The 20,751-nt window shown below is 70.5% G+C and carries 22 protein-coding genes; 12 read left to right on the plus strand and 10 right to left on the minus strand.

Annotation, left to right across the window (positions count from 1 at the left end):
• Nucleotides 1–22: 22 nt before the first annotated feature.
• From corA to VF584_10140, 3 genes are all read right to left on the minus strand, one after another.
• A complete protein-coding gene (corA, locus tag VF584_10130) occupies nt 23–1,105 on the minus strand; it encodes a magnesium/cobalt transporter CorA (GenBank protein HEX8210521.1) in 1,083 nt (360 codons plus the stop codon).
• Complete coding sequence (locus VF584_10135) at nt 1,083–1,448, minus strand: SPW repeat protein (protein ID HEX8210522.1); 366 nt, start codon at nt 1,446–1,448, stop codon at nt 1,083–1,085. Before VF584_10135 ends, corA begins: the two co-directional genes overlap by 23 nt.
• Before the next feature lie 73 nt (nt 1,449–1,521).
• Nucleotides 1,522–2,430 carry an ABC transporter substrate-binding protein gene (locus VF584_10140; protein HEX8210523.1) on the minus strand — a complete coding sequence of 303 codons (909 nt, stop codon included), beginning with the start codon at nt 2,428–2,430 and terminating at the stop codon, nt 1,522–1,524.
• Between the two features lie 353 nt (nt 2,431–2,783).
• Here VF584_10140 and thyX point away from each other — a divergent pair, with 353 nt between their 5' ends.
• Genes thyX through VF584_10155 form a run of 3 tightly spaced genes read left to right on the plus strand, consistent with a single transcriptional unit; the run spans nt 2,784 to nt 4,811 of the window.
• Complete coding sequence (gene thyX, locus VF584_10145) at nt 2,784–3,566, plus strand: FAD-dependent thymidylate synthase (GenBank protein ID HEX8210524.1); 783 nt, start codon at nt 2,784–2,786, stop codon at nt 3,564–3,566.
• 19 nt (nt 3,567–3,585) lie between these two features.
• Nucleotides 3,586–4,104, plus strand: coding sequence for a DUF402 domain-containing protein (locus VF584_10150; GenBank protein ID HEX8210525.1), 519 nt, complete (start codon nt 3,586–3,588; stop codon nt 4,102–4,104).
• An 8-nt stretch (nt 4,105–4,112) separates the two neighbouring features.
• Nucleotides 4,113–4,811 carry a thioredoxin domain-containing protein gene (locus VF584_10155; GenBank protein HEX8210526.1) on the plus strand — a complete coding sequence of 233 codons (699 nt, stop codon included), beginning with the start codon at nt 4,113–4,115 and terminating at the stop codon, nt 4,809–4,811.
• A gap of 167 nt (nt 4,812–4,978) precedes the next feature.
• On the opposite strand, the gene VF584_10160 is transcribed toward VF584_10155, so the two are convergent.
• Genes VF584_10160 through VF584_10170 form a run of 3 tightly spaced genes read right to left on the minus strand, consistent with a single transcriptional unit; the run spans nt 4,979 to nt 6,443 of the window.
• Nucleotides 4,979–5,191, minus strand: coding sequence for a hypothetical protein (locus tag VF584_10160; GenBank protein HEX8210527.1), 213 nt, complete (start codon nt 5,189–5,191; stop codon nt 4,979–4,981).
• Between the two features lie 29 nt (nt 5,192–5,220).
• Complete coding sequence (locus VF584_10165; protein HEX8210528.1) at nt 5,221–5,709, minus strand: vitamin K epoxide reductase family protein; 489 nt, start codon at nt 5,707–5,709, stop codon at nt 5,221–5,223.
• Nucleotides 5,706–6,443, minus strand: coding sequence for a DsbA family protein (locus VF584_10170; GenBank protein ID HEX8210529.1), 738 nt, complete (start codon nt 6,441–6,443; stop codon nt 5,706–5,708). The genes VF584_10165 and VF584_10170 overlap by 4 nt, the downstream gene beginning before the upstream one ends.
• Nucleotides 6,444–6,601: 158 nt before the next feature.
• On the opposite strand from VF584_10170, the gene VF584_10175 reads away from it, so the two are divergent.
• Together VF584_10175 and VF584_10180 are read left to right on the plus strand one after the other, a co-directional pair.
• Nucleotides 6,602–7,396 carry a hypothetical protein gene (locus VF584_10175; GenBank protein ID HEX8210530.1) on the plus strand — a complete coding sequence of 265 codons (795 nt, stop codon included), beginning with the start codon at nt 6,602–6,604 and terminating at the stop codon, nt 7,394–7,396.
• Nucleotides 7,393–7,608, plus strand: coding sequence for a hypothetical protein (locus VF584_10180; protein HEX8210531.1), 216 nt, complete (start codon nt 7,393–7,395; stop codon nt 7,606–7,608). The genes VF584_10175 and VF584_10180 overlap by 4 nt, the downstream gene beginning before the upstream one ends.
• A gap of 147 nt (nt 7,609–7,755) precedes the next feature.
• Here the strand turns inward: VF584_10180 and VF584_10185 are convergent, their stop codons facing one another.
• Entirely contained in the window at nt 7,756–8,559 is an 804-nt protein-coding gene (locus tag VF584_10185) for a gamma-glutamyl-gamma-aminobutyrate hydrolase family protein (protein HEX8210532.1), read from the minus strand.
• A gap of 440 nt (nt 8,560–8,999) precedes the next feature.
• Between VF584_10185 and VF584_10190 the strand changes: the two genes are divergently transcribed.
• Nucleotides 9,000–10,007, plus strand: coding sequence for a hypothetical protein (locus VF584_10190; protein ID HEX8210533.1), 1,008 nt, complete (start codon nt 9,000–9,002; stop codon nt 10,005–10,007).
• Here VF584_10190 and VF584_10195 read toward each other — a convergent pair.
• Nucleotides 9,982–10,842 carry a metallophosphoesterase gene (locus tag VF584_10195; protein ID HEX8210534.1) on the minus strand — a complete coding sequence of 287 codons (861 nt, stop codon included), beginning with the start codon at nt 10,840–10,842 and terminating at the stop codon, nt 9,982–9,984. The two genes, VF584_10190 and VF584_10195, sit on opposite strands and share 26 nt — an antisense overlap.
• Complete coding sequence (locus VF584_10200) at nt 10,839–11,777, minus strand: hypothetical protein (GenBank protein ID HEX8210535.1); 939 nt, start codon at nt 11,775–11,777, stop codon at nt 10,839–10,841. Before VF584_10200 ends, VF584_10195 begins: the two co-directional genes overlap by 4 nt.
• 115 nt (nt 11,778–11,892) lie before the next feature.
• Between VF584_10200 and VF584_10205 the strand changes: the two genes are divergently transcribed.
• Entirely contained in the window at nt 11,893–12,573 is a 681-nt protein-coding gene (locus tag VF584_10205; protein HEX8210536.1) for a hypothetical protein, read from the plus strand.
• 381 nt (nt 12,574–12,954) lie between these two features.
• Here the strand turns inward: VF584_10205 and VF584_10210 are convergent, their stop codons facing one another.
• Nucleotides 12,955–13,848 carry a hypothetical protein gene (locus tag VF584_10210; protein ID HEX8210537.1) on the minus strand — a complete coding sequence of 298 codons (894 nt, stop codon included), beginning with the start codon at nt 13,846–13,848 and terminating at the stop codon, nt 12,955–12,957.
• A 192-nt stretch (nt 13,849–14,040) separates the two neighbouring features.
• Between VF584_10210 and aspA the strand changes: the two genes are divergently transcribed.
• From aspA to VF584_10235, 5 genes are all read left to right on the plus strand, one after another.
• Nucleotides 14,041–15,918 (plus strand): aspartate ammonia-lyase, encoded by a 1,878-nt coding sequence (gene aspA, locus VF584_10215; protein HEX8210538.1) that lies wholly within the window; start codon nt 14,041–14,043, stop codon nt 15,916–15,918.
• Nucleotides 15,919–15,932: 14 nt separating this feature from the next.
• Entirely contained in the window at nt 15,933–17,672 is a 1,740-nt protein-coding gene (gene pabB, locus VF584_10220; protein HEX8210539.1) for an aminodeoxychorismate synthase component I, read from the plus strand.
• Between the two features lie 340 nt (nt 17,673–18,012).
• Nucleotides 18,013–18,309, plus strand: coding sequence for a GIY-YIG nuclease family protein (locus VF584_10225; protein ID HEX8210540.1), 297 nt, complete (start codon nt 18,013–18,015; stop codon nt 18,307–18,309).
• Nucleotides 18,306–19,364: an aminopeptidase gene (locus tag VF584_10230; GenBank protein ID HEX8210541.1), complete on the plus strand. Its 1,059-nt coding sequence runs from the start codon at nt 18,306–18,308 to the stop codon at nt 19,362–19,364. Before VF584_10225 ends, VF584_10230 begins: the two co-directional genes overlap by 4 nt.
• A 75-nt stretch (nt 19,365–19,439) precedes the next feature.
• On the plus strand, nt 19,440–20,663 hold the full coding sequence (locus VF584_10235) for a hypothetical protein (GenBank protein HEX8210542.1): 1,224 nt from the start codon (nt 19,440–19,442) through the stop codon (nt 20,661–20,663).
• Nucleotides 20,664–20,751 lie beyond the last annotated feature (88 nt).

A 20,751-nucleotide genomic window follows, 5' to 3' on the forward strand; every position in this document is an offset into this window, starting at 1 on the left:
GCGCAAAAACGGCGCCCATCTTTCAGACCCAGCGCTTGCGGCGGAAGTACAGGAAGATGAGGGTGCCGAGCGCCACCATCGTCCCCAGCGCCCACCAGTAGCCGTAGCGCCACTGGAGCTCGGGCATCACGCGGAAGTTCATCCCGTACACGCCCGCCACCCACGCCATCGCCATCAGGATGATGGACCAGGCGGCCATCAGCCGCATCGTCTGGTTGAGCTGGTTGGAGGAGACGGTCATCTGCGCCTCGATCGCCATCCCCAGGCGGTCGCGCAGCGCCTCGGTCTCTTCCACCACGCGGATGGAGTGGTCGTACACGTCCTGGAAGTACAGCATCAGGTCGGGGGAGAGGAAGGGAAGCTCGCGCCGCACCAGCGTCCCCAGCACCTCGCGCCCGGGGCCGAGCACGCGGCGCAGCGTGGTGAGCTCGCGGCGCATCCCCAGCACCTCCTCCAGCGAGGCGATCTGCCCCGCGTTTGCGTTGGAGTAGATGCGGCTCTCCATCTCGTCCACCCGGTCCGCGAAGTGGTCGAGCACGGGAAAGTAGCCGTCGACGATGGTGTCCACGATGGCGTGCGCCAGCGCCCCCACGTTGCGGAAGCCGGCCTCGTTGGCGCGCCACCGAACCAGCACCTCGCTGAGCGGCGAGATGTCGTGGTCGTGCACCGTCACGATGAAGCGGCGCCCGATGAAGACGTGCACCTCGTGCAGCGCCATTCTCCCCCGCCCGGGGTTGATGGCGGCGGAGTAGAATACGAGGAAGAAGTAGCCCGGGTAGCGGTCCAGCTTGGGGCGCTGGCGGCCGCGGACGGTGTCCTCCACCGCCAGCGGGTGGAAGCCGAGCGTCTCGCGGAGAAAGCGCGCCTCGTCCTCGCCGGGGGCCGCGACGTCCACCCACACCAGCGGCGTGCTCTCGTCGGTGGGCGAGGCGGCGGCCTGGCAGCGCGCGTAGAGCTCGATGCCGCGATCCATGCGGACCGCGTGCACCCCCTCGCCCTCGTCCGCGTAGATCATGATGCGGGAGCGGGCGCGGACCTCCTCCACGTCCATCCCGTACAGGTCCAGCCCGCCCTCGCCGGGCTCAGCGGGCGCGTCGGCGCTCATAGGCGGGGATGGTGTTGGTGAAGAAGGCGGTGACCACCTCCAGCGCCCCCGCGGCCACGTGGGGGATCCACACCTTGTCGTCGAAGCCCAGCACCCACGGCGACGCGATCAGCGCCACCCCCGCGATCCCGTCCAGCAGCAGGTGCATGGGCACCTGGATGCGCTTCACCACGCCAAGCTCGTAGTCGGTGAAGAGGGAGTACAGGATGGCGCCGGCGCCCACGCCGACCGGCACCCACTGCTCCGGCCCGCCCGTGGCGAAGCCCAGCAGCCAGGGCGCCGCGATGAGAAGTGCGCCCATCAGGTAGTCCAGCACCCCGTGTACGCGGGTGGGGATGCGCATGGCACGGCCTCCGGCGGTGGTTTCGTTGGATGATGCCCGTCACTGCGTTCGCGCGGTGTGCAAGCGGCGCGCCCTACGCCCACCGCTCCAGCCGCCCCTCGGCGGCGCTCGCGGGCAGGGTGCCGGGGTGGAGCCACGCGGCGAGCGCTTCGATGCCGCCCACCACGCGCGGGCCGGAGCGGCTGAAGAAGGCGCTGTGCCCGATCGCCGCGCGACCCTCCGCCAGCGCGCGCGGGGCGAGCGCCTCCAGCCTGGGCCGTGAGCGCTCCGCGTCCGCCCGCGTGGCTGGAAGGTCGTAGCCGCAGGGGATCAGGAGGAGGCGCTCGGGGTCCAGCCCCTCCGCCTGCGCCCAGGGGATCTCCACAGAGTGCCCGCCCGCCGTCCCCAGCAGCGACTCGGCGCCCGCGTGCTCGATCATCTCCGGGATCCAGTGCCCCGGCGCGAAAGGCGGATCGAGCCACTCCAGCGCCAGCGTGCGCGGCCGGGGTCTCCCCGCGACCGCCTCCGCCACGCGGTCCAGCCGCCCGCGCAGCCTCCTGACCGTCTCCGCGCCGCGCCGCGCGTCGCCCGCCGCCTCCGCTACCTGTGCCACGGTGTCGAGGATCTCCTCCAGCGTGTGCGCATCCAGCGAGAGCACCGTGGGCCGCGACGGCAGCGCGTCCACCGCCTGGTGGACGGAGGCGGTGGGTACGGCGCACACCTCGCAGACGGCCTGGGTGAGGATGACGTCGGGCTTCGCCTGGCGGAGGGCGTCCACGTCCACGGCGTACACGCTGCCGAACTCCATCATGCAGCGCCGCACCTCCGCGTCGATCTCGCCGCTGGTGAGCCCCGCCGGCTCAAAGCGCACGCGGCTGGCCCTGGGCAGCCGCAGCGCCTCGGGCGGGTAGTCGCACTCGTGCGAGATGGCGACCAGGTGCTCCTGGAGCCCCAGCTCGTACACGATCTCGGTCGCGCTGGAAAGAAGGGAGGCGATTCGCATGGGGGAAAGGTAAGGCCCTCACCCCCGCTCGTCACCTCGGCGGAACCGCGATGCCGTCGTAGGGGCGCGATTCATCGCGCCCTCCAACGCCCCGCCTCGACCTCCTGCCGTTCGCACCGATGCCGTAGGGGGGACCTGCGTGTCTGCCCGCCGCCCGCCCACCTCGGTCTGCGCTTCTGCGCACCAAACCCGTAGGGGCGGCCCCGCGTGGCCGCCCGTGCCCGTCGCCGCACCGCCGCCCGCACCGTTGGTGGCTATCACGCCGCCGGGTGCGCACCCGTTTGACGCTCCGCGCCCGCCCGCCTACCTTGTCGCGCTCGCCCGCGACGACCCCCGAGACACCGGTTCCCCCGATGCACATCATCCGCGCGCCGCGCGTGACTCTGATCGCGCGCCAGCAGTTCATCCCGCCACCACACATCCGCTGGGAGAGCGACAGCGACGTGCCGGGCGAGGCGCTTGCGGAGTTCGCGGGACGGCTTTGCTATTTGTCCTTCGGAGAGGACAGTGGCCTCGAAGGAGGACACCGCACCATCGCCGGGCGCACGACGAACGAGGCGTACCTGGGGAACATCCTGCAGGTGAAGCACGGGAGCGTTCTGGAGCACGCGGTCTTCACCTTCCTTATCGAAGGGGTGAGCCGCTCGCTTACGCACGAGCTCGTCCGACACAGAGCCGGCATGTCATACAGTCAGCTAAGTCAGAGATACGTGGACGAGTCGGACATCGCGTTCGTGATCCCCCCGGAGATCGACGAGGGCACGGAGGCGTACCGCGCGTGGGAGCAGGCGTGCGAGGGGTCGCTGCAGGCGTACCGCCGGCTGCTGGACGAGATGACGGAGATGGTGGGCGACAGCGGGCCCGCGACGATGCGAAAGAAGCGCGCGCGCCAGGCCGCCCGCGCCGTCCTCCCCAACTGCGCGGAGACGAAGCTGGTGATGACGGGGAACGCCCGCGCCTGGCGCCACTTCGTGGAGATGCGCGGCAGCGCCACCGCCGACGTGGAGATCCGCCGCCTGGCCGGCGCCGTGCTCAGCCGCCTGCGCGACGAAGCGCCGCACATCTTCGGCGACATGCACCTGGTGCCGCACAACGACGGCACCGCGACGGTCGAGACACCCAACAGCAAGGTCTGACGTGGCGGGGGAGCGCTGGGTGGAGATCGAATACCGGCGCCTCCCTGACCGCGAGCAGCGCTTCAGCCAGCGGGTGCTGGAGGATGACGGGGAGTGCGTCGTCACCTTTCTGGAAGCCGCCGAGCTCCCGAAGCCCGTCAAAGCGGGGACGCGGGTGATCCTGGAACCGGGAGCGCCCGTGGTCTGGTTCACCTTTCGCGGCCTCTGGCACGACATCGGCCGCTTCCACCTGCGCGACGGCACCTTTACCGGCTTCTACGCCAACGTCCTCACCCCGGTGGAGATGGAGGGGGACCGCTGGCGCACGACCGACCTCTGCCTGGACGTCTGGCTGGGCGCGGACGGCGGGGTGCAGGTGCTGGACGAGGACGAGCTGGCCGAGGCGGAGCGACACGGCTGGGCCACCGCGGAGACCGCCGCGCGCGCCCGCGATGAGGCCGCCGGTCTGGTGGAGCGGGCGAGGGAAGGGCGCTGGCCCCCCGCGAAGGTCCGTGACTGGCCGCTGGAGCGCGCACGCGCCGCCACCCAACCCACATGAAGGCTCCCATGAATCGCAACGACGCACTTCGCCGCGCCCTCGCGGCCGCCATCGCGCTCACGCTGGCGGGGAGCGCCGCGTGCGCCCGGCCGCCGGCTCCCTCCGCGGGCGCGGCGGCGGCCCCCGTGCCCGCCGACGTGGACTCCGTGCTCCCGCGCGCCGACCGGGACCGCGCCAAGGGCGTGCAGGGAGCGCCGCTGACGGTGGTGGAGGTCTCCGACTTCCAGTGCCCGTTCTGCCGCCAGTGGACGGAGACCACGTACCGGCAGTTCGACAGCGCGTACATCCGCACGGGCAAGGCGAGGATGGTGTTCATCAACTACCCGCTGCCCAACCACCCGCGCGCCTACGCGGCATCCGAGGCCGCGATGTGCGCCGGGGCGCAGGGGAAGTTCTGGCCGATGCACGACCGCCTCTTCGCCACGCAGCGCGAGTGGAGCGGGATGGCCGACGCGGCGCGGCGCTTCGATGCACTCGCCACGGAGATCGGCCTCGACATGGCGGGCTACCGCGACTGCACCGCCAACGACCGCGTGGCGCAGCTCATCATCGGCGACGCGCTGAAGGCGTCGGGCGGCGGGATCAGCGGGACGCCCGCGTTCGTCATCAACGGCACCCGGTTCCTGGGCGGCGCCGTCACGTTCGACCAGATGAAGGCCGAGCTCGACGCCGCGCTAGCGAGTCCCGCGCCGGCGCCGTCGAACTGAAAAGGGCCTCACACAGAGACACAGAGGGTACTGCAAGAGGGAACGACAAGGTATCCTCTGTCCCTTCTTTCCGTTTTCCTCTGTGTCTCTGTGTGAGATCGCTGTTGGCGGATGCACAAACGCCCGCACCTGCGCTCAGGTGCGGGCGTTTGCGGACGGCAGGAGGATCAGTGCTCTTCGCCGACGACGTAGGCGGAGACGAGGCGCTGCATGTCGAGGTACATGTGCTGCGTCACGCTGTCCTCCTCGCGGAGCAGGTCGATCAGCCGGTCGTAGCGGCTGAGGGCGCTCTGCTGCACGTGCACCGTCTCCGCGTGAAAGGTGCCCTTGTCCGCGAAGACAAGGCGGACGGGAACGGTGGGGCCCGGCGCTTCCGGCATCATGCCTCCAGCGGTTGGATCGAGGCCGCTCACCGGGCCCTCTTCAGGCCCGGGACCGACAGGAGAAAGATCAGCGTGATGAGGATCGCGGAGATCACGCACCACTGGCACCACGCGTGGATCACCGCCGCCTCCAGGTACGTCAGGTACGCGGAGAAGAGCACCCCCACGCCCGAGATCCCAAAGAGCGCCAGCGCCACCCACCGCGCATCGGCGAAGCGCGGCTGCAGCCCCAGCATCGAAACCACCAGCAGGGTGATGTAGGCGCCCAGCCCCCACACCGCCACCGGCTGCCCAAAGAGCACGGACCAGGGCGAGTTCTGCACCGTCTCGCACCCGCCGATTTTGCACTGGATGGGGCCCATCATCCCCCACTTGTACATCGACAGGTAGAGCGCCACGAAGATCCCCAGCAGCGACAGCACGGCGATCCCCATCCGCGCCACCGGCGGGCGCGGGGAGGCGCCGGCGAAGTCGTCGCCGTACACCTCCGGACGCGCCGCCTCGGAGGTCGTCACCGCGCCGCGCTGTCGGCCGGCGCCGCGGCGCCGGTGGAGCCCGGGGCGATCTTCTCAAGCTCGGCGGCGAACTGGCTGTAGTTGCCTGGGATGTCCTGCAGGCGCTGACCGTTCACGAAGATGGTGGGCGTGCCCCCCACCCCGAGCGACTCGCCCAGCTTGACGCTCTCCGAGACTTCCTTGGCGAAACGCTCCGAGCGGATGCACTCCTCGAAGCGGTCCTCGTCCGCACCGACGCTCGCGGCGTACTCCGTGAAGAGCGGGACGGGGTCTTCCTCGAACGCCCACTTCCCCTGGTTCTGGAAGAGTGCGGAGTGGTACTCCCAGAACTTCCCCTGCTCGTTGGCGCAGCGGCCGGCCCGCGAGGCGATGAAGCCGTTCGCGTGCATCGCCAGCGGGAAGTCGTAGAAGACGTAGCGGGCGCGCCCCGTGTTCACCAGGCGCTCCTTGATCAGCGGCTCCATGAAGGTGGCCCACCCCTGGCAGCCGGGGCACTGAAAATCCGCGAACTCCAGGATGGTGAGCGGCGCGTCCGGGCGGCCGATGCTCATCCCGGGGAGGCGCTGGAGCTCGGCCGGGCTGATGGCGACCTCGACGGGCGCCCGGGCAGCTTCGCCGCCCTTGCGCATCTGGGTGAACAGGACCCCGGCGCCGGCTACGACGATGAGGCCCAGGAGCAGGTACAGCGGCGTGAGCGGCGAGCGCTTCTTGGCCGCCGGGGCGGGTCGGGGCACGCTTCTTCCTCCGTGGGATTGTCCGATGATACGATGGGCCGCCGTCGGCGGCGGTCCATGATAACGGATCGGCGCGCGGCAGAGCAAGCCGACGCGCCTTGTAAACCAGGGGCGGATCGCCGGTTCCGGCGCCTCCCTGCAACCTTCGGCGGACCACGATGGACATCCGGCTCGTACGAGGCCGCAACCAGCGGCTCTGGGTTTGGACGATGGCGATCGTCACCCTCTGCCTGATCGCGTGGGGCTCGGCCTTCGTCCTGGGCGACGCCACCATGAGCACCGGGAAGCAGGTGGGCGCCAAGGCCAACTTCGGCGGCGAGCGCGCCCAGGTGGTTCCCATGCAGAGCGAGGCATTCGAGTCCGCGCTCCCGCTGGAGGACCGCGAGCTGGGCCGCCGGCTGCGCCTCACCGGCATCGCGGAGAGCCGCACGGTGCGCAACGCCGTGTGGGTGCGCACCCAGAACCCGCGCCGTTGGATCCTGGTGCGCGTGGAGCCGGTGCCGAAAGGCCAGGCGATCCGCCCCTTCTACCCCGGGAGCGGGGTGGACGTGCAGGGCTACCTGCAGAAGATCTCGCGCGCGGAGTTCGACGCCTGGATCGACTCGCTGGACGTGTACCTGCCGCGCCCCGCGCCAGGGGTGAAGTTCGGCGACCTGCCGGACAGCGGCTTCGTCCGGATCGACTCGCTATTCATCCGCGACTACTACATCTCGGTGCGACCCGAGGGGCTGCCCGGCGGCCTGATCCCCGCGCCCGCCGCCCCCGCGCCGCGCCCGGCGCGCGCCGCTCCGCGCACCCCGCCGCCGCCCCCGCGCGACCCGGTCCCGGAGAAGAGCTCGCCCGATGCGCCGGTCGCACCACCTACGCAGACGACGGCGCCGTCCCCGGCGCAGGGCCCGCCGCCGCCGGCCGAGTTCCCGCCGCCGGACAGCGGGCGGGCGCCCCCTCCATGAGGTGGACGCCGGACGACCTGGACCGCCTGGAGCGCGCGATCATGGATGGCACCCGGGTGCAGCTCTACCGGCGGGGCACGGAGCTGATCGTGGTGCCGGAGGACGTGCGCGCCCGCTTCGGCCGCGACATCCTCCGCGCCCGCCGCATCGCCACCGGCGAGTCCGACGAGTTTCCGCTGGACGAGGTGGAGAGCTTCGAGGTGCTGGACTGAAGGGGCCCCCTCCCCGCTCGTTACACTCGCCGCCCCTCCCCCAATAACTACCTGGGGGAGGGGCGTTTGCATGCATCCGTGCGGGGCGCACCGTCCCTTCGCTCCCCATTCCCCATTCCCCATTCCCCATTCCCCATTCCCCGCAGTTCACCCCGCCGCCGCACCCACCGGTCGCGCCGCCCCGGCGGCGAATTCGCGGGCGGCCTGGACGAACGCCCAGAACAGCCGCCGGTTGGGATCGCGCTGGTCCTGCGGGGCCTCGGCCTCGCCGCGCTCGGGGTGCCACTGGACGCCGCAGATCCACGTGTCGCCGGTCCCCTCCACGCCCTCCACCACGCCGTCCTCGGCCCAGGCGGATGCGCGCAGGCCCTCGCCCAGCGCGTCCACGGCCTGGTGGTGGAAGGAGTTGATGAAGAGGGCGCGCGTGCCAAAGATCGCGGCCAGCCCGCTCCCCTCTTCGACGGTGGCGTGGTGCCACTCCTTGTCCACCGGCGCGGACTGCTCGTGGAGGAGGCCGCCGGTGCGCTGCGAGGGGATGTCCTGGATCAGCGTGCCGCCGAGCCCCACGTTCAGCACCTGCATCCCGCGGCAGATGCCGAGCACCGGAATGCCGCGCCGCACCGCCGCCGCCAGCGCCGCCAGCTCCACCGCGTCGCGCGCCGGGTTCACGGAGGTGACGGTGGGGTGCGGCGACTGGCCGTAGCGCGCCGGGTCCACGTCCTCGCCGCCGGTGAGCATCAGCCCGTGCGCCACTCCCACGATCTGCTCCACCGAGGCCAGGTCGTGCGCCGGGGTCAGCAGCAGGGTGGCGCCCCCGGGCCCCTCCACCGATGCGATGTACTGCGCGTTCAGCTTCACCCCCGGCAGCCCGTGCGCCCCCACGGGCGCGAGCGAGGTGGTTACGGCGATCAGCGGACGTTCCGGGTTCAGCAACAGATCTGTGTCTTCCACGGCTTGTTCTCTTCGGGTTCTTCAGGCGGCACGATGTTCGACGCGGTATGACTGGCGCAAACACGGGGCCGGGATGGCGGTGGCAGGCCCCCTCCCCGCTCGTCACCTCGCTGCCCCTCCCCCAAAACAACCTGGGGGAGGGGCGCACGCATGCATCTGTGCGGGGTGCATGTGGCGGCGCGGGGGTGGGCACGGGCAGCCACGTGGGGCGGCCCCTACCAGGATCGGTGTGCGCGCGGGGTGGCGGAGCGGCGCCGGGCACGGGCGCGATGAATCGCGCCCCTACGAGGGCGTCTGCGTGATGTCGGCGTATCCAAGCCCCCTCTCATGATAACAGCGAGGGCGCAGCCCTCTCCTGTTATTGGGAGAGGGGGCAGGCGAGTGTAACGAGCCGGGGGTGAGGGCCCACGGCCCGCTCCTTGTATCCATCAACCCGCCAAATGCCCAAGAAAGCAACCAAAGAGCGGCCCTGGCGCAGGGTCGGCACCCCCGAGACGGGGTTCAGCTACCTGCGAGGCGACGGCGCGCCGCTCAAGAGCAAGGCGGCGCTGGAGCGCATCCGCAAGCTGGTGATCCCGCCGGCGTGGACGGACGTGGAGATCTCGCCCGATCCCGAGGCCAAGGTGCAGGTCACCGGGATCGACAAGGCGGGGCGCAAGCAGTACCGCTACAACGCCGAGTTCACCGCCAAGCGCTCCCGCGGCAAGTACCGCAAGCTGCTCGACCTGGCGCGCTGCATCCCGCACCTGCGCGAGGTCACGGACGAGCACCTGGGGCGCGAAGGCGTCGGGCGCGAGCGCGTGCTGGCCACCATCGTGCGGCTGATGATGCGCGGCGCCTTCCGCGTGGGGAGCGAGCGCTACGCCACCGAGAACAAGACCTTCGGCCTCGCCACGCTGCGCAAGAACCACCTGCGCATCGAGGGGAACAACCTCGTCTTCAAGTACCGCGGCAAGAAAGCCGTCCACCAGCGGCAGGTGGTGGCGGACACGCCGCTGGTGGAGGTGATGCGCGAGATCCTGGAGATCCCCGGACCGCGCCTCTTCAAGTACCGGGACGACGAGGGAAAGGCGCACCCCGTGACGTCGCGCGACGTCAACGAGTACGTGAAGGAGATCGTGGGGAAGCGCTTCACGTCCAAGGACCTGCGGACGTGGGGCGGCACCGTGCGCGCGGCCGTCGTGCTGGCGGAGCTCGGGCCGCCCAAGAACGCCACGGAGGCAAAGAAGAACACCCTCCTCGCCTGCAAGCTGGTCTCGGCGGACCTGGGAAACACGCCGGCGGTGTGCCGCAGCTCGTACATCCACCCCGCCGTCTTCGAGCGGTACGAGCGCGGGCTGACCATCGCGCCTCTGATGCGCAAAGAGATGCGCCCCGGCGAGGCGAGCCTGCCGGGGCGCTTCTACGCGGAAGAGGCCGCGCTCATGCGCTTTCTGGAGCGCCGCTAGCAGCAGGGGCGGGCTCCATCTCCTCCGCGGCGTCCTGCGGCAGGGCGATCTCGTACACGAAGTACATCTCGCCCACACCCTCCTGTCGCACCAGCGACAGCGACACGTTGAACACCGGCACGCCGCCCGCCGTCTTGCCGCGAAAGGTGCCGTGGTGCGCGTGCCCGTGGAACACCACCGAGGCGCCGAAGCGGTCGATCGGCTCCGCCAGGCGGTCGTTGCCTAGAAAGGCGTGGATCGTCTCCGGCTCGCCCATGACCGTGTCCACCGTGGGCGAGTAGTGGAGAAGCACCACGCGAATCGGTGTCGACAGTCGGCGCAGCGCGAACTCCAGCGTCTGTGCTTCCTCGATGGTGGTGCCCACGAACTCCTTGGTGGCCGCCTCGCCGAACGCGGTCAGCGTCCACCGCCCGAAGCCGCCCATGAAGCCCTTCACCCCCGCGATCCCCACGTGGGGATTGAGCTGGAAGGGCTCTTCGTCCAGCAGGTGCAGCCCCTCGCGCGAGCGGAGGAGCGCCCTCGCCTCCTCCACGCGGCCGCTCTCGTGGTCGTGGTTCCCCAGGACGGCCAGGATGGGGATGCGTACGTCCGCGAGCTCGCCCAGCACCACCTTGATCTCGGGCGGGGTGCCGCGCCGCGTCAGGTCGCCGGCCAGCAGCAGGACGTCGGCGTCCTCGTTGACGCGCGCGAAGTGCTCGCGGTACTTCCCCACGTCCTCCTCGCCGCAGTGGAAGTCGCCGACGGCGGCGATGCGCACGACTCCAGGACGCGGATCGGTCCTGCGCCTCCGCTCCGCGGGACGCCCGTTGGAGTCGGGTGTAGCCGGAGCCGTCATCCGTCGCCCTCCTCCGCGTCGTCGTGTGCCTCGTTCTTCTCGGCCGACGCGCGCTCGTCCCAAACGTCGCTCGCCACCAGCGCGGTGACGGAGGGGTGCTGCTCCATGCGGCGGATCAGCTCCTCGCGCTGGTCGTGGAAGCCCCACTCGTTCACGTCGATGGTGAAGGAGAAGCGCGAGATCAGGGTGCCGCGCGTCACGTCGTGCGCGTCGCCCTCGGCCGGGCGGTTCCTGGCGGCGGAGCGCGCGTTCTCCAGCAGCTCGTCCAGCACCCACGCGGGCACCTGGTCGCTGTAGCCGGGATACACGTACCGGAACATCATCACCTGCGACAGGAGCAGCGGCCAGTGCTCGCCCGTCTTGTCCACCAGGCGGCGCCAGTCCATCTGGTGCCCCTTGCACAGGATCAGGTGCGCGATGTCCGCCATGTCGTGCCGGTGCCGCTCGCTGATGAAGAGCCGGTGCCAGATCAGCTCCTCCACCGGCGCCACGCGTACGGGCGTCGCGGCGAGGATGGCGGGCGACGAGTGCTGGAACCAGTCATGGTCGATCAGCGCCAGCCCGTTCCCCATTCCGTAGATGACGTCGATGAAGTACGGGTCGTCGAGCGCCTTGGCCAGCCAGTGTCCCTGCTCCAGCCGGCTGCGGAAGCCCACCTTGCGAAGGACCTCCATCGCCTGCATCACCGCCTCCGGCTCGCAGAAGAGGTCCAGGTCCTTGGTCTGCCGGTAGATGCCGGTGTGCTCGTAGATGGCGTACGCGCCGGCGACCACGTACGGGACCCCGGCCTCGTTCAGCGCCGCCAGGGCCCGCTTGTAGATCTCCCGCTCCGCCTCTTGGATCCAGAAGCCGCCGTGGGTGATGGACTTCTGCTCTTCCTTGGACAGGTTCCCCATGCGGGGGAGGCGGATGGGAACCGGTTCGGTCTTGGCCATTGGGAATCCTCGGGTGGTCGTCGGGAGGGGCGTCAAGGCAAGGATCAGGCCCACGAGGCTCCAAGCTGGCCCCCGCCAACCCCTTGCCCCGGTGCCCCCCGCTCCCCGACATTCCGTGGCCCGCGCCATCGCCACCTCCCGCTCCCCGCCGCCGATGCTGGACGACCTGAAGAGACTGTTCGCGCAGAGCTGGAGCGCCCTGCTGGAAGAGACGGCGCGCCGCGACCCCGAGGACGAGGTGGCGGGGCTGCTGGCCTCCATGCGCCGCGAGATGGTGCAGGCGCGCGCCGCCCTTCCGCTGTACGAGAAGAACGTGCAGGCCACCACCGCCGACCTGGAGCGCGAGCGCCGCGCCCTTGACGACACCGTGCGCCGCGGCGGGATGGCCGAGCGCATCAACGACGCGGAAACGGCGCGCGTGGCAAAGGAGTTCGCGGACCGCCACCGCCAGCGCGTCGTGGTGCTGGAGGAGAAGCTGCGCGCCGCCAACGCCGAGCTCCAGCTTCGCCGCGCCGAATCCGAGGAGATGATGCGGCGCTACAAGGAGGCGGACGCGAACCGCTTCATCCTGGTGGCCGAGATCCGCCGCCGCGGGGCCCACGCCGCCATCGACGCCGCCGGCCGCCGCGACCCCTCCGACCCGCTGGACAGCATGTCGCGCATGGAGGAGCGCATCGCCTCCGACAACGCCTACTCCGACGCCCTCAACGACCTCTCCGGCGCGCCTCCCCCCCCTCCGCGCCCCAGCGTCGACGACCAGCTCGCCGAGCTGAAGCGGCGGATGGGGCAGGGGTGAAGGGCCCTCACCCCCGTCTCGTTACACTCGACTGCCCCCTCTCCCGATAACAGGAGAGGGCTCCGCCCTCTGTTATCGGGAGAGGGGGCTGGAAATCGCGCCCCTGCCACGACATCCCTGGTAGGGGCGCGATTCATCGCGCCCTCCCTCGCCCCCGTCTCGACCTCCGCCTGACACGCCGAACCACGAAGGGGCGGCCCCGCGTGGCCGCCGTGCACCAACCCCACACCGTCGTCCCCGGTCCGCACCGCCCCCACGTCCCCTCTCCCACGGCGGTTTGTGGGAGAGGGTGGCAGCTGTAAGCTGCCGGGTGAGGGCCCCCCAAACGACTCAGCCCGCCGCGACAGCTGTCGCGGCGGGCGTTCCCCGCTCCCTGTCCCGCTAGAACCAGTCGCGATCCCTGCGGTTGCGGTAGTTCGCGTCGTACCTCGCCGCAAACCCCGGGTCTCCCACCTCACCGCCCTGCGCGCCGAACTCGCCGCTGTTGTAATACGGCTCGTAGTTCAGGCCGCGGCTGTAGCCGCTGTAGTCCTGGTACGCGCGGTACGACTCGTCCTCGCGGTCCAGCCGGTCGGACGAGAGGCGGTTGTTGCGGTCCCCGCGGTTGATTTCGGTGCGCTCCATCCCCTGCGCGCCGAAGGCCCAGCTCCGGTCGTAGCCGCCGCGGTCGCGCCCCGGCATCCCGCGATCCCCGAAGTCGCCGCGCCCCATGTTGCCGCCGCCCATGTTCCCTTCGCGGCCACGCATCACCCGGATGGGGGTCTGCTGCTGGCGGTCGCCAAAGGGGTCGCCGTTGTCGGTGTCGCGGGCGCTCTGGAAGCCGCGGTCGTACCCCGTCCCGCCCCCAGCGCCGTAGCCGCGGTCGTAGCCGGTGTTCATCCGGCCGCCGCCCATCCCGTACTCGCGGTCGTAGTTCATGGAGGCGAACCCGGCCTCGTCGCGGTCGCCGGCGCCGTAGCCGTATCCCAGGTTGCGCCCCATCCCGCCGTTGACGTTGCCGCCCGGCACGCCGCGGTAGGTCATGTCGCGGTCGTACTCGTTCCCCATGGGGCGCGTACCGGAGCCCATGGTGTTGCCACCGGCGCCGTACGAATCGCCGTTCCAGCCGCCGTTGGGGCGGCCCTGGTAGTTCATGCGGTCGTAGCCGCCGTTGCCGCGGTCGTGCATGTGGTCCATCCCCTGGCGCATCGCGTTCCCCGCGCGGTCGGCCAGGTTGCGTGCGCGCCCGCCCATGTTGCCGCGGTTCCCGTCGTCGTTGCGGTCCCAGATCGCCATGTGACCCTCCATTGCGTGGTCCCCTCACCGGCCCACGGAAGCGGGCCCGTCCGGTCCAAGGAGGGGCGCGGGGGTGCAATCTCCGTTCCATGCACCGGGTTGCGTACACGGGGCAGAGAGAACAGGTTACAGCGCTCGGACGGGCTTGATTCACGTTCCCCGTCCCTCTTTCCCTGTTCCCCTGCAGTCGCCATGGACCCGTCCGTCGCCGCCGCCCTCCGCTCGCACCCGCTCTTCCAATCGCTCAGCGACGAGGAGCTCGGCACGCTTGCCGGGCACGCGCAGTCCAAGAGCTGCCCGGCGGGCGCGTACGTCTTCCGCGAGAGCCAGCCGCGCCGCGCGTTCGGGGTGCTGGTGAAGGGGCGGGTGCAGATCGTAAAAGGCTTCAACGGCCGGCCTCAGGTGCTGCACCTCCTTACCGAGGGCGAGTCGTTCGGCGAGGGGAGCCTGCTGGACGACTACCCGCACTCCACCAGCGGCGTGGTGACCGAGGATGCCGAGTTTGTGGAGATCCCGCGCGACGCCGTGGCCCTCATCGCCGGCGAGAACCCGCAGCTCTACGGGAAGCTGGTGACCGCCGCGGCGCAGGTGATCTCGTCGCGGCTCCGGTACGCCAACGCGCTCCTCAGCGGGCGTGGCAGCGGGTACCTTTCCGGCGAGCTGCGCACCGAGCACGACCTGCTGGGCGAGCGCCAGCTTTCGGTGGACCTGTACTACGGCGTGCAGACGCTGCGCGCCACCGAGAACTTCCCTATCACGGGGATCCCGGTGTCGCAGTATCCTTACCTGATCCACGCGCTGGCGGCCATCAAGGAAGCCGCCGCGCTGGCCAACAAGGAGCTGGACATCCTCCCGGACGACGTGGCCGACGCCATCGTCCGCGCCTGCCGCGAGATCCGCGACGGCGGGCTGCACGCGCAGTTCGTGGTGGACGTGGTGCAGGGCGGGGCGGGGACCTCCACCAACATGAACGCCAACGAGGTCATCGCCAACCGCGCGCTCGAGTTGATGGGGCGGCGCAAGGGCGACTACGACGTGGTGCATCCCAACAACCACGTCAACCTCAGCCAGAGCACCAACGACGTGTATCCCACCGCGCTCAAGATCGCCGCGCACTGGGGAATCGACGAGCTGGTGCGGGCGCTGGGCGAGCTGCGCGACGCATTCTTCGCCAAGGGCGCCGAGTTCGCGGACGTCCTCAAGATGGGCCGCACCCAGCTCCAGGACGCGGTGCCCATGACGCTGGGGCAGGAGTTCAACGCCTTCGCCGTCACCATCGGCGAAGACATGGACCGGCTGCGCGAGGCCGCCGCGCTGATCCGCGAGACCAACATGGGCGCCACCGCCATCGGCACCGGCATCAACAGCGATCCCCGCTACGCCGCCCTGGTGTGCCAGCGCCTCTCCGAGATCACGCAGCTCGATCTGAAGACGGCGCCCGACCTGATCGAGGCCACCGCCGACACGGGCGCCTTCGTGCAGGTCTCGGGCGTGCTCAAGCGGGTGGCGGTGAAGCTGAGCAAGATCTGCAACGACCTGCGCCTCCTCTCGTCCGGGCCGCGCACGGGCCTCAACGAGATCAACCTGCCGCCGATGCAGCCCGGCTCCTCCATCATGCCGGGGAAGGTGAACCCGGTGATCCCGGAGGTGGTGAACCAGGTCTGCTTCCAGGTGGTGGGGAACGACCTCACCATCACCATGGCGGCCGAGGCGGGGCAGCTGCAGCTCAACGTCTTCGAGCCCGTGATCGGCTTCAACTTGTTCCAGAGCACCGACATGCTCACCCGCGCGGCCATCGTGCTGCGCGAGCGGTGCATCGTGGGCATCACCGCCAACCGCGAGCGCCTCCGCTGGATGGTGGAGAACTCCATCGGCCTGGTGACGGCGCTGGTGCCGTACATCGGCTACGAGCGCTCCACCGAAGTCGCCCTGGAAGCGCTCCAGACCGGCGCCGGCGTCTGGGACCTGATCTGCGAAAAGGGCTGGATCGCGCGCGAAGACCTCGACAAGATCCTCTCCCCCGAGCGCATGACCCGCCCCCAGCCGATGCCGCACCCCGTGGAAAGCTGAGCGGTTCCGCTCCCGTGGACGCGCCCCTCGTACGCTTCGACTCGTTCGATCCGCTGCGGGGGGCGCGCTCGTTCCGCTTCGCCGGGTTCCAGCGCGTCGCGCGGGCGGATCGCGTGGAGGATGTAGTGCGTGTGCTGGCCGAGGTGGAGGCGGCGACGGATGCGGGGATGCACGCGGCGGGCTTCGTGGCGTACGAGGCCGCCCCCGCTTTTGATCCCGCTCTCACCACCCGCCCCCCCGACCCACGCCTCCCCCTCGCCTGGTTTGCGATCTTCTCCAGGCGCGACGAGGCCGCTCCGGACGAGGCACCGCACGGACAATTCGAGCTGGGTGAGTGGGAGGCCGCCACCCCGAAAGCCGCGTACCTCCAGCGCGTCGGCGAGATCCGCGAGCTGATCGCGGCGGGCGACACGTACCAGGTCAACTACACCCTGCGCCTGCGCGCCTCCTTCCAGGGCGATCCCACCGCGCTGTACGAGCGCCTGGCGCGCGCGCAGCGCTCCGCCTTCTGCGCGTACCTGGAGGTGGATGGCAGCGCCATCATCTCCGCGTCGCCGGAGCTCTTTTTCGGCTTCCGCGATGGCGAGCTGGAGATGCGGCCGATGAAGGGCACTCGCCCCCGCGGCCGCTTCCCTGCGGAGGACGCGGCGCTCGCGGCGGATCTGCTCGCGTCGCCCAAGGAGCGGGCGGAGAACCTGATGATCGTGGACCTGCTGCGGAACGATGCGGGGCGCGTGGCGGAGCCGGGAAGCGTGCGCGTGGAGCGGATGTTCGAGGTGGAGCGCTACGAAACCGTCCACCAGCTCACCTCCACCATCCGCGCGCGGCCCCGCGCCGGCGCGCGCCTGACCGACATCTTTCGCGCGCTCTTCCCCTGCGGCAGCGTGACCGGCGCTCCCAAGGTGCGGACGATGGAGATCATCGCAGAGGTGGAGGAGGAGCCGCGCGGCGTCTACTGCGGCGCCATTGGGTTCGCGTCGCCGGGCGAGGCGGTGTTCAGCGTCGCGATACGCACCGTGGTGGTGGATCGCGCGGCCAAGCGCGCGGAGATGGGGGTAGGGAGCGGGATCACCTGGGACTCGGATGCGGCGGCGGAGCATCGCGAGTGCCTGGACAAGGCCGCCTTCACCCACCGCGTGCCGAACGACTTCCGCCTCCTCGAAACGCTCCTCTACGAGCCCGGCGCGGGCTTCTTCCTGCTGGACGGGCATCTGCGGCGGCTAAAAGGATCCGCCGAGCACTTCGGCTTCCGCTTCGACCGCGGCGAAATCATCCGCGCGCTCCACAGCGGCCTCCGGACTAGCGGACCGCAACGTGTGCGGCTCCTCCTGGATCGCGCCGGAGAAGCCGCCGTTGAGACATCCTCAGTCGATCGATCGACATCGCCGGTGCGCATCGGGATCGCGCCGGAGCCGGTGGACAGCCGCGACGCGCTCCTCTTCCACAAGACGACGAACCGCGCCGCTTACGACACCCGCCGCGCCTCCCGCCCTGATTGCGACGACGTTCTCCTGGTGAACGAGCGCGGCGAGCTGACGGAATCCACCCTCGCCAACCTCGTTGTCCGTCTCGATGGCGCGCTCTGGACCCCACCGCTCGCATGCGGCCTGCTCCCCGGCGTCTTCCGCACCCACCTCCTGCACCGCGGCGACATTCGCGAGCGCGTCCTGCGCCCCGCCGACCTCCACCGGGCCGACGGGATCTACCTGATCAACTCCGTCCGCCGCTGGCGCAGGGCGGAGTGGGCCGGCTGACCGCCGGGTGCAGGCAGTTGGCGCCACGCGCTCGTCCGCGCCCTTGAGACGATGACCCACTTCGCACGCGTGTGGGCGGCGTGTCGCTCGGTGGGGTATTCGTTGGTGTGCACATCTATCAGCCCTCAACCCCTTTTTTGTCATCCCGAACGACGCGCCGCTCCGGCCGCTCCCCGGAACCGTACTCTGGCGCGGAGTGAAGGATCTACTGCGCGTGTGTCGAGGGGATGGCGAGTCGACGCGGCCGTCGTGCCCCGCCGGCTAGATCCTTCGGTCGCCGCAGGAGGGGTGGAGTGCGGCACAGGCATCGTTGAGGCGGCTCCCTCAGGATGACAGAGAAATGAAACAGCCCGACTACTTCGTATACATCCTCGCCAGCCGTTCGCGTACCCTGTACGTTGGAGTCACGCGCGACCTCACGAGGCGGATGTACCAGCATCGCCAGCAGCCGGCGTTCACCGCGCGCTACGCGGTGACCCGGCTGGTGTACTTCGAGCACACGAACGACATCCGGGCGGCGCTTGAGCGGGAGAAGGAGATCAAGGGCTGGAAACGTGCAAGGAAGCTCGATCCCGTCAAATCGCTGAACCCGGCGTGGGAGGAGCTCGCGCCAACTCTGGAACACGGCATCAGATGAAAAACGCCCGCCGCACCCTTGCGCCTCTCCTAATCCTCTGCGCGCTGGCTTCCGCGTGCTCGCCGGCGTACCTGGTGCGCGCGAGCTGGGAGGAGGCCAAGATCCTGGCGCGGCGCAAGCCGATCGCGCGGATCGTGGCGGACCCTGCGACCGACTCTGTGACGCGCCGCAAGCTGGTGCTGGTGCAGGAGGCGCGGCTCTTTGCGCGCGACTCTCTGGGGCTGGAGGCCGGCGACAGCTACACGCTCTTCTCGCGCGTCCGCTCGGACACGCTGGCGATGGTGCTCTCCGCGGCGCGCAAGGACACCTTCCAGGCGCACACCTGGTGGTTCCCCATCGTTGGGCGCGTGCCGTACAAGGGGTTCTTCGACCCGGAAGACGCGGAAAAGGAGGCGCGGCGGCTGGAACGAAAGGGCTTCGACACCTACGTGCGGCCGACCGGGGCGTTCAGCACGCTGGGGTGGTTCAACGACCCGCTCCTCTCCACCCTGCTGCGCTACGACGACGTGTCGCTGGGGAACACGGTGGTGCACGAGATCGTCCACAACACCTTTTTTGCGCCGGGGCAGGTGGCGTTCAACGAGAGCTTCGCCAACTTCGTGGGCGGGCGCGGCGCCGTGCACTTCTTCTGCGCGCGCGAGGGGGCGCAGGGCCCGCGCTGCCGCGAAGCCGCCGCGTCGTGGGAGGACGACGTCATCTTCGGCGAGTTCCTGGAGGGGCTGGTGCAGGAGCTGGAGGCGCTCTACGCCCGCCCCGAGCTTACCCGCGAGGACAAGCTGCGCGAGCGCGAGAACGTCTTTGCGCGCGCGCGCCAGCGCTTCACGGCCGAGGTGCAGCCGCGCTTCAAAGCCGGGTCGTTCGCCGGCTTCACGCGCGGTCCGCTCAACAACGCCACGCTGATCTCGCGCCGCATCTACTACCAGCGGCTCGGCCTCTTCGACCGCGTCTACCGCTCGCGCAACGGCGACCTGCGCCGCACCGTCGCGGACATCATCGCCGCCGCGCGCGGCAACCGCGCAGACCCGTACGCCGCCGTGGCCGCGCTGGCGCCCTGAGCCCGTTGTGCGTTGCGGTTGGCGCCACTAGCTTCCACTTCCCCGCAAACCTCTGTTCCCCGAAGCAGGCCCTCCATGAGTACCTCCACTCCCGCCAGGCTGCGCGCCTTCCAGGTCGCGCTGACCGCTCTGTGCGCCGCCAGCATCGTGCAGTCGCTGATCGGCGTCGTGTGGCCGCAGGTGATCTCCGCGCACCGGCGGCTGATGAACGCGGCCATCTCCGCATCCGCCGGCATCAACCTGGGGGAAGCCACGGTGCCCGCGGTGGAGCTGTACGTGGAGGGGGCGGTGCGCCTGGCGGCGGTGGGGCTCGCCCTGGCGCTCGTCTGGCGCGCCGGAGCGCGGGCCGAGACGCGCGCGCTGGCGCTGCTCCTGGCCACCGCGTTCTTCCCCGCGTACATCGTGGCGCGGGCGGGGGTGCCCTATTCGGCGATCGTACTCGTCCAGAACGCCATGCAGTGGGTGTACATCGGGGCGTTCCTGCGCTTCGCCGCGCTCTTCCCGGAGCCGCTCACGCTGGCGGGCGTGGAAGCGTCCGACCGGGCGCGCGCCGAGCGCAAGGGCCGCGTGGCGAAGCCGGTGAGCCGCGGGCGCCGGTTGCTGCTGAAGCCGGCGGCGGTGTGGGGCGGCGCGGCGGTGGCGGCCTGCATCTCCACGATGGGCTCCGTGGCGGGGCAGCCGTTGTGGTATGCGGCGCTCGTACCGCTCCTGCTCTGGTCGCTCTACCGCGGGGTCGGGCTGCTGCGGGCCAGCTACGCCGTGGCCGATGCGGTGGGCCAGCGCCGCATCCTGTGGGTGGTGCAGGGGCTGTACTCCATGCTCTGGCTGGGTGTGGTGATGCTGGCATCGATGGCGTACGGTGCGGTGCATGGCGCGCGTGCGGCTTCGGCCGGCATTCCGGCCAGCGAGATCCAGATCCCATACGGCGTGATGATGGCCGCCAACATCAGCCAGTCGCTCTCGGTGCTGGTGATGGTGGTGTGCCTCGCCTTCGCCATCTTCTTCCAGGGCGCGCTCGATCCGCGGCTGGCCCTCAAGCGCACCACCGTGTACGGCATGATGGCGGTGAGCGGCGCGCTCCTCTTCGCCGTGGTGGAGAACGTCGCCTCGTCGTTCATCGCGGACGTGCTGCACCTGTCCGACGGGTTCGGGGCGGCGGTCGCGGGCGGCGTGGTGGCGCTGGGGTTCAACCCGGCGCGCGCCTGGCTCACGCGGCGGGTGGAGAACCGCCTGGGCGGCGCGGTGCCGGACGCCGAACTTTCCGCCGCCGAGCTCCCGGCCGAGGTCGCGCCCGCGTAGCATCCCGGCGGGGTTGTCAATCGCGGGCCGCGGGATAGATTTGCAGCAGGCTACAGGCCGCCGCCGCGGGGGAGCTCCCCCGCGGCGG

The organism is Longimicrobium sp., assembly GCA_036389135.1.
Lineage (GTDB): Bacteria > Gemmatimonadota > Gemmatimonadetes > Longimicrobiales > Longimicrobiaceae > Longimicrobium.